Annotated in this window: 15 protein-coding genes; 12 read left to right on the top strand and 3 right to left on the bottom strand. The window is 68.8% G+C overall.

Annotated elements, in window-relative coordinates; all coding sequences use genetic code 11:
* Positions 1–166 precede the first annotated feature (166 nt).
* The 5 genes from NNX38_RS01540 to NNX38_RS01520 all read left to right on the top strand — a co-directional run bounded on the left by NNX38_RS01540 (position 167) and on the right by NNX38_RS01520 (position 5712).
* Complete coding sequence (locus NNX38_RS01540) at positions 167–2593, top strand: trypsin-like serine protease (RefSeq protein ID WP_255796395.1); 2427 nt, start codon at positions 167–169, stop codon at positions 2591–2593.
* Positions 2594–2871: 278 nt separating this feature from the next.
* A complete protein-coding gene (locus NNX38_RS01535; RefSeq protein ID WP_255796394.1) occupies positions 2872–3294 on the top strand; it encodes a hypothetical protein in 423 nt (140 codons plus the stop codon).
* Between the two features lie 97 nt (positions 3295–3391).
* Complete coding sequence (locus tag NNX38_RS01530) at positions 3392–3721, top strand: hypothetical protein (protein WP_255796393.1); 330 nt, start codon at positions 3392–3394, stop codon at positions 3719–3721.
* Between the two features lie 103 nt (positions 3722–3824).
* On the top strand, positions 3825–4619 hold the full coding sequence (locus tag NNX38_RS01525) for a sigma-70 family RNA polymerase sigma factor (protein WP_255796392.1): 795 nt from the start codon (positions 3825–3827) through the stop codon (positions 4617–4619).
* A 58-nt stretch (positions 4620–4677) separates the two neighbouring features.
* Positions 4678–5712: a S66 peptidase family protein gene (locus NNX38_RS01520; RefSeq protein ID WP_255796391.1), complete on the top strand. Its 1035-nt coding sequence runs from the start codon at positions 4678–4680 to the stop codon at positions 5710–5712.
* On the opposite strand, the gene NNX38_RS01515 is transcribed toward NNX38_RS01520, so the two are convergent.
* Positions 5709–6647: a glycosyltransferase family 9 protein gene (locus NNX38_RS01515; protein ID WP_255796390.1), complete on the bottom strand. Its 939-nt coding sequence runs from the start codon at positions 6645–6647 to the stop codon at positions 5709–5711. The genes NNX38_RS01520 and NNX38_RS01515 overlap by 4 nt on opposite strands.
* A gap of 157 nt (positions 6648–6804) precedes the next feature.
* Here NNX38_RS01515 and NNX38_RS01510 point away from each other — a divergent pair, with 157 nt between their 5' ends.
* The 7 genes from NNX38_RS01510 to NNX38_RS01480 all read left to right on the top strand — a co-directional run bounded on the left by NNX38_RS01510 (position 6805) and on the right by NNX38_RS01480 (position 13531).
* On the top strand, positions 6805–7338 hold the full coding sequence (locus NNX38_RS01510) for an HAD-IIIA family hydrolase (protein WP_255796389.1): 534 nt from the start codon (positions 6805–6807) through the stop codon (positions 7336–7338).
* Entirely contained in the window at positions 7335–8396 is a 1062-nt protein-coding gene (locus NNX38_RS01505) for a glycosyltransferase family 9 protein (RefSeq protein WP_255796388.1), read from the top strand. Before NNX38_RS01510 ends, NNX38_RS01505 begins: the two co-directional genes overlap by 4 nt.
* Complete coding sequence (locus NNX38_RS01500) at positions 8393–9421, top strand: glycosyltransferase (protein WP_255796387.1); 1029 nt, start codon at positions 8393–8395, stop codon at positions 9419–9421. The genes NNX38_RS01505 and NNX38_RS01500 overlap by 4 nt, the downstream gene beginning before the upstream one ends.
* Positions 9418–10674: a glycosyltransferase gene (locus NNX38_RS01495; RefSeq protein WP_255796386.1), complete on the top strand. Its 1257-nt coding sequence runs from the start codon at positions 9418–9420 to the stop codon at positions 10672–10674. Before NNX38_RS01500 ends, NNX38_RS01495 begins: the two co-directional genes overlap by 4 nt.
* Positions 10671–11297, top strand: coding sequence for an SIS domain-containing protein (locus NNX38_RS01490; RefSeq protein WP_370646350.1), 627 nt, complete (start codon positions 10671–10673; stop codon positions 11295–11297). The genes NNX38_RS01495 and NNX38_RS01490 overlap by 4 nt, the downstream gene beginning before the upstream one ends.
* Positions 11294–12658: a D-glycero-beta-D-manno-heptose 1-phosphate adenylyltransferase gene (gene rfaE2, locus NNX38_RS01485; protein ID WP_255796385.1), complete on the top strand. Its 1365-nt coding sequence runs from the start codon at positions 11294–11296 to the stop codon at positions 12656–12658. The genes NNX38_RS01490 and rfaE2 overlap by 4 nt, the downstream gene beginning before the upstream one ends.
* A 69-nt stretch (positions 12659–12727) precedes the next feature.
* Positions 12728–13531, top strand: coding sequence for an SDR family oxidoreductase (locus NNX38_RS01480; RefSeq protein ID WP_255796384.1), 804 nt, complete (start codon positions 12728–12730; stop codon positions 13529–13531).
* Between the two features lie 178 nt (positions 13532–13709).
* Here NNX38_RS01480 and NNX38_RS01470 read toward each other — a convergent pair whose 3' ends face one another.
* Entirely contained in the window at positions 13710–14000 is a 291-nt protein-coding gene (locus NNX38_RS01470; protein WP_255796383.1) for a helix-turn-helix transcriptional regulator, read from the bottom strand.
* Complete coding sequence (locus NNX38_RS01465) at positions 14000–14491, bottom strand: DUF2975 domain-containing protein (protein WP_255796382.1); 492 nt, start codon at positions 14489–14491, stop codon at positions 14000–14002. Before NNX38_RS01465 ends, NNX38_RS01470 begins: the two co-directional genes overlap by 1 nt.
* Between the last annotated feature and the right edge of the window lie 89 nt (positions 14492–14580).

The following is a 14580-nucleotide window of genomic DNA, read 5'->3' as shown; positions in this document are numbered from 1 at the left end:
ATTCCGGACGATCGAATTCACTGGCCGGATAACGGTCTTTCAGCGAATCGGCCGGGATCAGTACAAACTCAGTAGTTTCAGTCTCATTACCTCCGCAATCTCCAGGTGCCGTACGTGCGCCTGCATGGAAACGCCGGGGGTCGATGTTTTATGGGGGAAAAATTTCATGCAGGAAAGTTCACGCCCGCTCTATGCACGGGTAGGCGCCCTTAGCGCCGCTGCCCTTCTGGCGGTGAGCGGCGCATTCATCGCCGGCCCGGCCATGGCTGATACCGGGGACACCCCGCAGCCGACCACGACCGAAACGCCTGCCGCACCGCTGCTGCAGGGCACCGAAACCCCGACCCAGGGCACCGGAGAACTGGCACCCGGCCTCGAGGAGGCCCTCCAGCGCGATCTCGGGATGACCGTCGATGAATTCGTGGCTGCAGGCGAGCTGAGCCAAAAGGCCTCAGCTGCCCTAGCGCAGCTCAGGGCCACTAAGGGCTTTGTCAACATCGAAATCCGTGACAATGGCTTGGTTGTTACCGGCAGCGGCGAAGAACTCGAGGCACTCGCCGCGGAACTCGATGCCACTGTTGTTGAGCCCGCAGCCCCCGCTGAAGCTCCGTCCCTGCAGGCTCCCATTGAGCTTCTCACCCAGGCGCCCGAGGCGCCCGCGGCGGACGAAACAGAGACTGCGGTAGTTGAAGGAGGAGCTTCTGAGCCTGAGGCCAAGCAGGCCACCGATCTGCAAGACCTTCTGTCTGCCTACGCCTCTGCCGTGGGTACCGAGAACCTGAGGTCAGTCTCCGGCAGCCCGGAGCGAGGCTTCACCATCGACCTCGGCGACCCGTTCGCCATCGAGGGCACCCCTTCGGCGGCACGCACGGCTCCTGCCATGTCCCCGGAGGAATTTGATAAGCAGTACACGAATGTGAAGCTCAACCCAGGCCAGCCCGAGGTGAAACCCAAGGCTGACGACACCGTCGTCGGCGGCGCCGGCTACTACTCCGAGGTCGGCTCGAACCGTTACAGCTGCTCCGTGGGCTACACCGGATACAACGCGAGCGGCGCCGAGGCCATTATCACCGCAGGGCACTGCGCAGACGGTGCTGGCAGCCAGACCTTCCTCGAAGTGACGACCGACGAATTCGGTACGGGTGAAGAACTCGGTACGTTCGGATCGTGGTCGCACGACGGCACGGCGGAGGCACCCGGTACCGACATAGCTGTCATCGATAACATCAACACCGAGCTGGACCTCCGCGCGGAGACGGCCAACTGGGAAAACACAGAAGACCTCTCCGCCACTACGGTCAAGCTCAAGGGCACCACTTCGCCTGTCGTAGGCGCCCCGATCTGCAAGTCGGGCAGGACCACCAATTGGGACTGCGGCACGATCACTGAGCTGGGAATCGCCTCCGTATCAGGTGTCTGGGTCCACGGCTTCTTTACCGATGTTTTCGTGGACGGGGGCGACTCCGGCGGAGCGATGATCTCCGGCGAATACGGCGTGGGCATCACCAGCGGCGGGGCCGATAATGAACCCATCTCCTTTGCCGCTGATCTGGATACCGCGCTGGCCTCTGTCCCGGGCTACACGGTGGGCATCCACCTGGACGCGCCCGCGCTGACCAGCCCGGCGAACAACGGCACCGTTGACACCGACGCGGTCATCACCGGCACCGCTCCTGCCGGCAGCACCGTAAACGTGACCATCGACGGCGAAGACGCCAAGGCAGAGACCGCCGCCGACGGCACCTGGACGATCAAGGCACCGACCCTGGTCCCGGCAGACGAAAAGATCACCATCACCGCGCAGGCCGTCAACGGATACAACAAATCGTCGGTCAGCGAATTCGAACTGACGGTCAAGGAAGCCCCCCTGCCGGCGCCGGTCTTCACGACTCCTGCCACAGTGCTGCATTCCATTGAGACCATTGAAGGCACCGGCGTAGCCGGCGCCACCGTGGCTTTGACTGTGCCGGGCGACGCCGAGGAAGAGGACGTAGCTACGGCTGCAGTTCTCGACACCGAGGTCGACGACGAAGGCAACTGGTCGGTAACCCTCGAGGAACCGCTGACGTACGGCGTCTACGAGCTGTCCGCGGTCCAGGGCGGCATTGACGGCAAGGAAGACTCGGGGGCAGCGACGCTGAACCTTACGGTCGCACCCGACGCTCCGGTGATCACCTCCCCCACTGACGGCCAGGAGTTCGTTGAAGGTTCACTCCCCAACGAAATCACCGGTACCGGCACCGCCGGCGTCGAGGTGACCGTTGCTATCGATGACAAGGCCCTCGAAGCCGTAGTCGTGGATGAAGACGGCAACTGGTCCGTTCCGATGGGCGATTTGACCGCCGGCGACTACGGGATCACGGCCGCCCAGACCATCAACAGTGCTCCGTCGGCCGATGCCTTCGCGGGCATCACGGTCACCGCAGCTCCGGTTGTGGTGGACCCCGCTCCGGCCGCTAACCCGGGTGGCGGACTGCCTGATACCGGCGCCGCAAACCTCGGTCTGCTTGCCGGAGGTGGAGCATCCCTGCTCGCCGCCGGTGCCGCAGCGCTGATGTACAACAAGCGCCGCCGGGTCTCCGTGGACGCCTAACAGCGCCAGCGGTAAACAACTGAAGCGGGTCCCTGCCAACGGCCGGGACCCGCTTTGACTTAAGCTACAGTCACGCATCAGGAGGAATCATGATCCGAAACCGGACGCCGCCGTCGCTCCACCTGCCTTCAGCCCGTTCCCTGGCCGGGGCCGCCGTGGCAGCCGTGATCGCCGTAGGCTCGGTTACCGGCTGCGCGCCGCAAGACGGCGGGCCCGGTACCCCACCGGATTCGCCATCCGGCACTGCCACGTCACCCACACCAGGATCGGATGCAACCATGAACTCGGATGGACCCGCTGCCCAGCTCCTGCTGCTGCACGCGCGCCTCAGGAACGAACTGGGAGCCGAATACGCGGACGGCTGGATTGACCGCGGCGTTCTCTACGTCGCGGTGACCGGTCCGGAGGCCGAGGCCAAGGTGCGCGACGCCGGTGCAGAGCCGGTCCTCGTGGCGTTCAACGCCGACGAACTGCAGCAGGCCGGCAGCCAAGTGCAGACCTGGCTCGCGGACAAGCCCGTTCAGGACCTGGAAGTCCACTCGATCAGCACCAGCGGTCGCACCGGCACGGTGACCGTCAAGGTCCCCGCGGATCAGGTCACCGCACTGCAGGCGGCAGCCGACGAGCAGGCACCTGCCGGAGAAATATCCGTCATTGTGGAGGAATCAGCGGGAATGACAACCCCGATGTCCACAAAGTAGGGACAAGCTCCGCATAACCGGCGGTGGAGCCGCCTGCGGGCCTAGGGTTGATGGGTCAAGCAGGCGGCACTTCCTCCTATCTGCCTGGATCTTCGCCATGGAGCAAAAGCTGCTCGCCCTCGTCCGCCGCCGCACCGCCTGGATTGTCCTCGCTGCCTGCGCGGCGTACTGGCTGGTCCTGGCGGCCGGGTTCCTGGAGGCGCCGCTCGGCACCCCGCCCACCCTGATGTTCCTGTGGATGTACTGCAGTGTCATGATTGCCCTGGGAAGCGCGCCCGTAGCGGTGGCCGCCGTCGCCGCGTTGGTCCTGCACCGCTCCGCAGACCGGGCCGGCGCGGTAAACGGAGCCGGTCCCGCCGCTCCGAAGGATAAGGGCTATTCGCGGCGCTTATACCTTCTGCTCCATCGAGAGCTCAAGAAGCAGTAACAAAACAGGTGGTCCGGGCTATTGATAACCCGTGAGTGCTCTGGTGTCCTGATCAGGCGGTCCAGCAGCGGGCCGAACCTGCTGCTGAAAACCCGTGCTGCTCATGAGCGCTTTCTCCGGTGTTCCGTCCTCCCTGCTTCCATTTGAAAAAGCCCGCCAGGCACGCGGTGACCTGCAGCAGGCACTGCACAACGAACTTGTCCTCCGGTACCGGGAAATCGCGGAAACGGCTGCCGCCGCCTACGCGGGGCGGGGACGTGAGCTGGCGGACCTGCGCCAGGTCGCGTACATGGGACTAATCAAGGCGGTTCGCCGCTTTGACCCTGCCATCGGCCCGCACTTTCCGGCCTTCGCGGTTCCCACCATTCATGGAGAGCTCAAGCGCTACCTCCGGGATCACTCCTGGGTAGTCCGGCCCCCGCGGCAGCTCCAGGACCTGCGGACCGCCATCGCCAGGCTGCAACCGGAACTCCTGCAGACGCTGGGGCGGGAGCCGTCGCTCCGTGAATTGTCCGAGGCGTTGGGAGTTACCACGAAAGCCGTTTCGGAAGCACTGAACTGCCAGAGCAGTCTTCGCCCGGAATCCCTGGAAGCGCTGGCAGACACCACCGGCGCCGAGCAATGGGCTGTAGCCGACGGGCGGCTGGAACGGGCCGAAAACCTTGCCATGCTCCGCCGCGCCGTGCGGAACCTGACGGATCAGGACAAGGAACTGCTGTTCCTGCGGTATTTCCACGAGGAATCCCAGCAGGCCATCGGAGAACGGCTGGGCCTGACCCAGATGCAGGTCTCCCGCGGACTGGCGAGGATTCTGGTGCGGCTGCAGCATGAATTGCTGGGTGCTTCCACGCTCAACCAAGCCGCGACTCCCGCGGTCGGGGGCAGTGCAACCGCCTGAACCGCCGCGCGGCCCGCACCTGCCCGCATACCGTACGGAGCCCTGTTACCGTTCCACCATGGATCCCGCCGCCGCTCCGGACACCAGCACCCCGGAAAAGACAGTCCCGTTCGCCACCGTCCCGCCCAAACTGGCCAAAGGCGACCTGCTGCGCGTCATTGCCCCGGCGGCGAGCCGCGCCATGGTGGCCGAACACGATCACAGCGCACTCATCGAGCGCCGCTTCGCCGGCCTGGGCCTGCGGCTTTCCTACGGCCGCCACGTGGATGAGCGCGACATTTTCGACTCCACATCGGTCGCCTCCCGCGTTGCCGACCTGCATGACGCGTTTGCGGATCCGGAGGTCAAGGGCATCCTGACCGTCATCGGCGGCTTCAACAGCAATGAACTGCTCCCCTATCTGGATTGGGACCTGATTGCCGCCAATCCGAAGATCCTGTGCGGATACTCCGACATTACGGCGCTGCAGAACGCGATTTTCGCCCGCACCGGCCTGGTGACCTATTCCGGTCCGCACTGGTCCAGCTTCGGCATGCGGGACCATTTTGACCTAACCCAGCAGTGGTTCGTGGACGCCCTGGTGGACGGCTACCGGATGGAGCTTGCCCCCTCCGCGGAGTGGACCGACGATGCGTGGTTCCTGGACCAGGACAACCGCAGTCCCCGGCCGGGGAGCGGATGGTGGAACCTGCAGCAGGGCAGCGCATCCGGCCGCATTATCGGCGGGAACCTGTGCACGCTGAACCTCCTGCAGGGCACCGCGCAGATGCCTCCGCTGGCCGGTGCCGTCCTCATGCTGGAAGACGATGCAGCCACCGATCCCAGAACCTTTGCCCGCGACCTCACTTCCCTGCTCCAGCAGCCGGACGCGGAAGATATCCAGGGCCTGGTCATTGGCAGGTTCCAGGCGTCCAGCGGCATCACCCTGCCGCATCTGCAGGAGATCGCGGCGCAGCCTGCCCTGGCAGGCCTGCCGGTTCTGGCCAACGTGGACTTCGGGCACACCCAGCCGCAGCTGACCCTGCCGATCGGCGGCCGCGCGGAACTGACCGTGGACGCATCCGGCGGCCGGCTGCGCCTGAGCGACCGCTAGAGCGCCTCGAGCTTCTCCACGGCGGCCAGGACGTCCTCTACCGTGACCGCCAGCAGCGCGGGGTCCGGATCCGTGGCGAAGGTGTCTCCGCGGCGTCGGCTGCCGTCGGTCAGGGCGATGTGCGGCCCCGGCGGCGGACCCCATTCGCTGACCGGCGCCGGGCCGAACAGGACCACCGACGGCCGGGCATAGGCCGATGCCAGGTGTGCGGCTCCGGTATCGGCCGAGATCACGAGCCGGGACCGGGAAATCACGGCGGCGAACTCGTCCAGCCGAAGCTCACCGGCCACCACGCGCTCCGCCCCCAGCCCGGCGGCGTCGGCGACGGCGAGCGCCCGCTGCCGCTCGGCCCCGCTGCCCGTAAAGAGAATCGGGAAACCTGCGGCGTCCAGTTCACGGGCGACGTCGGCAAACCGGTCCGCGGGCCAAAGCCGGCTGCCGTAGGCCGCGCCCACATGGATCACTACCGCTTCCGGCGCGTTTTCCTCCGCCGGCGGCGGCTCCAAACGGTAATCCAGCGGATCCGCAGGGATGCCGTGCCAGGACAGCAATCCTGCCCACCGCTCCCGTTCGTGGACACCGTCCTTCCACGGCGGACCGTCCCACCCGGGTCCCGCATGACCGATCCGGCGACCGGGCTGCAGCGCCTCGATCCGGCTGCAGCTCTCCGGACCGCTGCCGTGCAGGTTCACGGCAATGTCGATTAGTCCGGGCGCGAGCGGAATGGGCACATCCAGGCCGTGCAGGGGAAGCAGGTCATCCACGGCCCCGGTGAGCGGCAGGATGGGACGCAGCCACTCCTGCGCCGCGTACCGGATGCGGTGCTCCGGATACTCCCGCCGCAGGGCCTTCAGCGCCGGAACCGCCACCAGCAGATCCCCGAGTTTCAGGGCTCGCAGCACCAGTAGTTCGGGACGGTCGGCCACCTCGGGCATGGGCGCAGTTTCCTTCCGGTCGGGTCGACTCCTGCCAGAACGTCCACATCCTGCCAGAAGATTGTGCCGCGGGATACGGGTGGGGCGGCGGTTCCGGATGGCAAAGAAGTGATTCGCGCGGTGTTTAGTTCCCCTTCCGGCGGGGAACAGATGCGGTATGGGAATCTTCCGGCCGCCGCCGCGTGCCGTTCTGTTTGACCGGGACGGCACGCTCATCGTTGACGTGCCTTACAACGCGGACCCGGCGCGGGTGTGGCCGATGCCCGGCGCCGCCGAGGTGCTGGCCGGGCTGCGGCGTTGCGGCGTGCCCATCGGGGTCATCACGAACCAGTCCGGCATCGGCCGCGGACTGCTCTCCGCCGACGAGGTAGCCGGTGTCAACGCAGCAGTCGAAGATCTGCTGGGCCCGTTCGACGTCTGGGAAATCTGCCCGCATGCTCCGGGCTTCGGCTGCATCTGCCGCAAGCCGCGGCCGGGCATGGTGCTGCGGGCCAGCCGGCGCCTGGGACTCGATCCGGTGGAAGTAGCCGTGATCGGCGATATCGGTATCGATATGCGGGCTGCGGCCGCAGCCGGGGCGCGCGGGGTTCTGGTGCCCACCGTCGTGACCCGGGCCGAAGAAACCGCTGCGGCAAAGTTCGTGGCCCGGGACCTCGCGGGTGCGGTTGACCTGCTCTGGGGTCCCGGGTGAGCCGCCGGGTACTCGTAGCTCGGCTCGACGGGGCCGGCGACGTGCTGCTCGCCGGACCTGCCGTCCGGGCGGTGGCCGCGGCTCCGGGTGTGGAAGCGGTCCTGCTGTGCGGACCGCAGGGTGCGCAAGCCGGGCGGCTGCTGCCCGGCGTCACACAGGTACTCGAGTGGTCCTGTCCCTGGATTCTGAATCCCGCTCCGGCCCCCTCCCCCGCCCTGCTTCAGGACCTGCGGGAGGTAGTCGCCGCCTCCCGGGCCGATGAAGCGGTGATCCTCACGTCCTTCCACCAGTCCCCGCTTCCCCTGGCGCTACTGCTCCAGGAAGCGGGGGTAGGAACGATCACGGCGGCCTCCACGGATTACGCCGGGGCGCTGCTGACCCACCGGCTCAAACCCGGGGAGGACTTTCCCGAAGACCAGCCGGAGGCGGAGCGTGCGCTGCGGATCGCTGCCGCCGCAGGTTTTCCGCTTCCCGCCGGCGACGACGGCCGGCTGCGGCTGGGACCGCTGCCCGATGTCTCCCATCTGGTGGGCACCGGACCCTACATCGTGGTGCATCCCGGCGCTGCGGTGCCGGCCCGGGCCTGGCCGGCGCTGCACCATGCCGCCGCCGTCGAGCTGCTCACCGCCGCCGGGTTCCGCGTGGTGGTCACCGGCGGCCCCGGGGAGAAGGAGCTGACCGCCACGGTGGCGGCCGTGGCCGGCCTGGATCTGGGCGGACGCACCGATCTGGCCGCGTTGGCGGCGGTCCTGGCCGGAGCGGATGCGGTGGTGGTTGGAAACACCGGACCGGCCCATCTGGCGGCCGCCACAGGCACTCCGGTGGTGAGCCTCTTCGCGCCCGTGGTGCCCGCCATCCGGTGGGCGCCCTACCGGGTGCCGCTGGAACTGCTGGGGAACCAGCACGCTGCCTGCAGCGGAACCCGTGCCCGGATCTGCCCGGTGCCCGGGCATCCCTGCCTGTCCGGTGTTTCCCCCGAGCAGGTGGTGGAAGCCGTGCAGCGCCTGGTCACCGGTGTGCCGTCGCTGCAGACCCACCGCGAAATGAGGCACCGATGAGGATCCTGTTGTGGCACGTGCACGGCGGCTGGATGGAGGCGTTTGTCCGCGGCGCGCACGAATACCTGCTGCCGGCTACCCCGGCGCGGGACGGCTGGGGGCTGGGCCGCGGCGGCCGCCCCTGGCCGGAATCCGTCGTGGAAGTGGCGCCGGAAGATCTGCGTGCCCAGCAGATCGACGTTGTGCTGCTGCAGCGTCCCGAGGAGATCGAGGCCTGCACCCGTCTGCTCGGCCGGCGGCCCGGCCGGGACATTCCGGCGGTGTATCTGGAACACAACACCCCGCGCGGCAACGTGCCCGAGACCCGGCATCCGCTGGCCGGACGGACGGACATCCCGGTTGTGCATGTCACGCAGTTCAACCGCCTGTTCTGGGATAACGGGAGGGCACCGGTACGGGTGATCGAACACGGCATCCCCGACCCCGGCTACCTCTACACCGGGGAGCGCCCGCATCTGGGGGTGGTGGTGAACGAGCCGGTCCGCCGCAGCCGGGTGGCCGGCACCGATCTCCTGCCGCAGTTTGCCCGGACCGCACCGCTGGAAGTCTTCGGGATGGGCACGGACCGGCCGCCCGGGGTGCTGGGCGGAGACCGGCTGCTGATCCGCGGCGACCTGCCGGTGACCAGGCTGCACCGGGAGCTGGCCGGCTGCCGGGCCTACCTGCACCCGATGCGCTGGACCTCGCTGGGGCTGTCCCTGCTTGAGGCCATGCATCTGGGACTGCCGGTCCTGGCCCTTGCAACCACCGAAGCGGTCCGGGCGGTTCCGCCGGAGGCGGGGGTGGCCAGCAACGATCCCGAGGAGCTGCTCCGGGCGGTGCGGATGTTCCTGGCCGAGCCCGAGCGGGCACGCATCTGCGGCCGGGCAGCCCGTGCGGCGGCGCTGTCCCGGTACGGGCTGGACCGGTTCCTGTCCGACTGGGACGCGCTCTTCGCGGACCTGCTGACCCAGGCGGTTTCCGCTGCATCGTTCAATCCGGCGGCGGGAACCGCACCGGCATCAACAGGAGGGGGGCAACAGTGAGAATCTCAATGGTGTCCGAACACGCAAGTCCGCTGGCCGCGCTGGGCGGCGTGGATGCCGGCGGCCAGAACGTGCATGTGGCCGCGCTGTCCGTGGCGCTGGCCGCCCGCGGCCACACCGTGCAGGTGTACACGCGGCGGGACGATCCCGGGCTCCCGGACCGGGTGCAGGTGCAGGACGGCCTGGAGGTAGTGCATGTGACCGCCGGTCCGGCCCTGCCGCTGCCCAAGGATGACCTGCTGCCGTACATGGGACAGCTGGCCGACGGCGTCCTCGCCGACTGGGGAACCGAACCGCCCGACGTCGTGCACTCGCACTTCTGGATGTCCGGCCTCGCCTCGCTGGAGGCGGCCCGCAACGCCGGGGACGAGGGCGTGCCGGTGGTCCACACCTTCCACGCCCTGGGCACCGTGAAAAAACGGCATCAGGGCGCCGAGGACACGTCCCCGCCGGAACGGGCCTGGCTTGAGCCCTCCGTGGGCCGGCGTGCGGACCGGGTGCTGGCGACCTGTTCGGACGAGGTCTTTGAACTCAAGGCCATGGGGGTGCCGACCAACCGGATTTCCATTGCGCCCTGCGGCGTGGATTTGTCCCTCTTCTCTTCCACCGGGCCGGCGGAACCGCGCGGACGGCGGCACCGGATAGCCGCCGTCGGGCGCCTGGTGCCGCGCAAGGGTGTGGACCTGGCCATCCGCGCCCTGGCGCTGCTGCGGGACGAGGGCCTGGAAGATGTGGAGCTGCTGATCGTCGGCGGTTCCAGTGACAGCGCCGGACTGGAATCGGATCCGGAGGCCCGCCGGCTGCTGGCCCTGGCCCGCTCCCTGGGTGTGGCGGACCGGGTGCTGCTCCGGGGCCAGGTTCCGCGCGAGCAAATGCCCGCGGTGCTGCGCAGCGCCGATGCCGTGGTGTGTGCGCCCTGGTATGAACCCTTCGGGATCGTGCCGCTGGAGGCGATGGCGTGCGCAGTGCCCGTTGTGGCCTCCGCAGTGGGCGGGCTGATCGACACCGTGGTCCACGGCAAGACCGGCCTCCATGTGCCGCCCCGGGATCCGGCCGCCCTGGCCGCCGCGCTCTCCGAGCTGCTGCAGAACCCCCGCTACGCCCGGCGGCTCGGCGCAGCGGGCAAGCAGCGTGCCTCCGCCCGCTACTCCTGGGACCGGGTGGCACTGGACACGGAGAAGGCCTATCAGTTGGCCCTGGGCGCCGCCGCGCGGCCCGGACGGCTGCAGCCGCTGGGAGGGAAGGCGCTGTGAGCATCGAATCCCCCGTCACCGCTCCCGTCGTCGGGCCGGAGCAGGCCGTGCTGGACCACCTGGCCCAGGCGCAGCCCGCCCTGCTCTCCGTCCAGCGTCAGGCCCGGCACCTGACGGAATGGGGCCTTGAGCTGGCGGCCCGCCTCTTTGCCGGGCACCGGCTGCTGACCGCCGGAAACGGCGGGTCCGCGGCCGAAGCCCAGCACCTGAGCGCGGAACTGGTGGGACGGTTCGACGGCGAGCGGCGCCCGTTTTCCGCCATCGCCCTGCATGCCGAAACCTCAGCCGTGACGGCCATCGCCAACGATTACGGCTTCGACCAGCTCTACGCCCGGCAGGTGCAGGGCCACGGCAGGCCCGGCGACGTGCTCATCCTCTTCTCCACCAGCGGCGCCAGCCCCAACCTGCTGGCCGCGGTGCAGGCCGCGCACGGTGCAGGGCTGCGGACCTGGGCCCTGACCGGCCGGGTGCCGAATCCGCTCGCGGCGGCCTGCGAGGACTTCATTGCCATTGATGCGCCGGCAGCAAATGCGCAGGAGGCCCATCTGGTGGCCCTGCATGCCCTCTGCCGGTCCTTTGACGCCGAAATCGAACGGCTCACCAATGCAGGAGGAACCGCGTGAAGACAATCGTTGTGGTGGGTGATGTCCTGCTGGACACGGACATTTCCGGCTCGGCCCGGCGCCTCTCCCCCGACGCGCCGGTACCCGTGGTGGATGTGGACGACGTCGGACGCCGGGCAGGTGGAGCGGGCCTGGTGGCACGCCTGCTGGAACGGGACGGTCGGCGGGTCCACCTGGTGACGGTGCTCTCCGACGACGACGCGTCCGGACAGTTGCGGACCGCGCTGGCCGGCATCCCCCTGACTTGCGGACCGTCCGAGGCGCCCACCCCGGTCAAGACGCGGATCCGGGCCGGCACCCACGCCGTGGTCCGCTTCGACCAGGGCTGCTCCCCCGCCCCGGTCCCGGCGGTCACTGCACAGATGCTGTCCGTGGTCGCGGCAGCCGATGCAGTGGTGGTCGCCGACTACGGCCGCGGGCTCACGGCCAATCCGGCCCTCCGGGACCTGCTGGGAACCCTGGCCCAGCGTATTCCCGTGGTCTGGGACCCGCATCCGGCCGGGGCTGATCCGGTGCCCGGGGTCGCGGCTGTCACACCGAACCTCGCCGAGGCCCTGTCCGCTGCCGGGGAGGCACCGGGCGGGGTTCCGGCGGCACTTCGCGCGGCGGAAAAGCTGCTCACCCGGTGGCAGAGCCAATCCGTGGTGCTCACCATGGGGGCGCAGGGCGCGCTGGCACTTCCCGCCGCGGGCCTGGCGCAGATCCTTCCCGCCCCGAAGGTCTCCGCGGAGGACACGTGCGGTGCCGGTGACCGGTTTGCCGCTTCCCTCACCGTGCGGCTGCTCGACGGCGACGGGCTGGAAACCGCCGCTGAAGCCGCGGTGCAGGCGGCGGCCTCCTTCCTGGCCGCCGGCGGCGTGGCCGGACTGGAGGCGGAGGACCCCCTGCAAATGTTCATCAGCGGGACACCGGACGCGATGGCGACGGCGGCGCGGGTCCGGGAGCGCGGCGGAACCGTGGTGGCCACCGGAGGCTGCTTCGACCTGCTCCACGCCGGACATGCCCGCACCCTGCTGGCGGCCCGGGGGCTGGGCGATTGTTTGATTGTCTGCCTGAACTCCGACGATTCCGTCCGGCGGCTCAAAGGTGAGCAGCGCCCGATCATCGGTGCCGAGGACCGGGCGGAACTGCTGCAGTCACTGGAATGCGTGGACGGGGTCCTGGTCTTTGAGGAGGACACCCCGGCGGCAGTGCTGGAGCGGCTGCGCCCTGACATCTGGGTCAAGGGCGGCGACTACCGCGAAGACCAGCTCCCGGAGGCCGCGCTGATCCGATCCTGGGGCGGGGAAACCGTCACCGTCCCCTTCCATCCCGCCCGTTCCACCACCGCACTGGCCTCCGCGCTGGCGAAGGTCGGCTGAGCAAGCCGCTCCCTGTTTCCGCTGCCCCTACCCGTTCCGTTCCGTTCCGTTCCGTTGAAAGGAATTCCCATGAGCCTGTCCCCCGTGGCCCCCGCGCCGGTCGCCCTCCCCGGTCCTTTGCCGGATCCTGTTCCCGATCCTGTGCCGGTCCCGGACCCCCTCCTCCAAACACTTCCCCTTCCCGCGGTGTTCACCGGCCGGGTGCTGGTTACCGGCGGGGCCTCCGGGCTGGGTGCCGCCGTCAGCGCCGCCGTGACCGCCGCCGGCGGCAGCGTGGTGGTGCTGGACCGCGATATCAGCGCCGTCACGGAGGTCAAGGCCGTGCAGGTGGACGTGGCTGACCGCGCCGGCGTGGAAGCGGCAGTCCAGGAGGCTGCGCAGATCCTGGGCGGACTCGATGCCGTGGTCACCGCCGCCGGCATTGACCGCTGCGGCCGGCTTGAAGACGTGGCGGCGGAGGAATGGGAGAAGGTCATCGGCGTGAACCTGCTGGGCACCGTCTCCGTGGTCCGCGCCGCACTGCCCTATCTGGCCGCCTCCCACGGCCGCGTCATCACCGTGGCCTCCACACTGGGGCTCAAGGCCGTCTCGGATGCGACGGCGTACTGTGCCTCCAAGTTCGGAGTGATCGGCTTCAGCCGGGCCCTTGCCGCCGAGACCCGCGGCCGCGTGGGTGTGACCACCATGATTCCCGGCGGCATGAAGACGCGGTTCTTCGACGACCGCACCGAGCAGTACCGGCCGCAGGACGATTCACGCCTCAATGATCCGCGCCGGGTGGCCGACGGCATCCTGTTTGCCCTGTCCCAGCCCGCCGGCTGCGAGGTCCGCGAAATGCTGATCTGCCACGAGGAGGAGGATTCCTGGCCCTGAGCCTGGCCCGGCGCGTGCCGGTCAGGCGGACGACGGCGGCGCCTTCCGTCCGCGGGTCCGCACGGCGACGCCGGCGCAGAGGATGACGGCCAGCCCGCCCAGCACGGTGGCCCAGGTCAGCTGCTCATGCAGGAGCAGGGCGGCCCAGCAGATGGAGCAGCACCGGCAGCAGTAAACGTTACGGCCCGGGCCGCCCGACAGTGTCCCGCTGCGACACTCCCCCAATTCCGTCCGTGCGGTCGTCCACCGCAACCGTTCCGTCCGGTTCCGGCTCCCAGCGCAGCAGGTCCCCGGGCTGGCAGTCCAGTACCTCGCACAACGACGCCAGGGTGGTGAACCGCACCGCCTTGGCGCGGCCGTTCTTCAGCACGGCCAGGTTCGCCGGGGTGATGCCGATCCGCTCGGCAAGCACGCCCACGGGCATTTTGCGCTTCGCCAGCATCACGTCGATGTCCACAACGATCGGCATCAGATCACCCCGCCGAGTTCTGCGCGCAGGTGGCTGGCTTCGGCCGCGGTGTCGACGGCGGACGCCAGCAGCGCCCGCATCACCAGCACCAGCAGGGCGCCGGCCGCAACGGTCACCCCCATGCCGCCAATCAGCAGGACGATGCCGGGGGCGACTGCTTCTCCCGGTGCCAGCACGGCCCCCAGTGCAAAGAGCAGCAGGGCCGCCGCCGAGAGCGCGCCAATCACCACATCCACATAACGGAAGGCCGCCGAGGAAAACACCGTTCCCCGCCGGACCATGGTCAACAGCCGCCAGACGCAGACCAGGCAGGCCTGAAAGGCGAGGATCCCCAGCACCACAATCACCAGGACCGGCACACGGACGGCTTCGGCGCCTGCCTCGGCCAGGTCGACGCCGAACAGCGGCACCAGCACGGCCTGCACAAACAGGGTGCCGAGGAACACCAGCACCAGCACGATCCGCAAAGCCAGGATGGTTGCTTTTCCCATCACGCTCTCCCTACGGGACCACGTCGATTGAAGGACAATCAATACTTATCGACAATCGAGAGGTCCCGCAAGGGGTTCCGGTAACCAGG

Origin of the sequence: Arthrobacter sp. zg-Y238, from assembly GCF_024385525.1 — a bacterium.
GTDB classification, from domain to species: domain Bacteria; phylum Actinomycetota; class Actinomycetes; order Actinomycetales; family Micrococcaceae; genus Arthrobacter_B; species Arthrobacter_B jinronghuae.
This window is presented reverse-complemented; position numbering and strand designations above follow the sequence as displayed.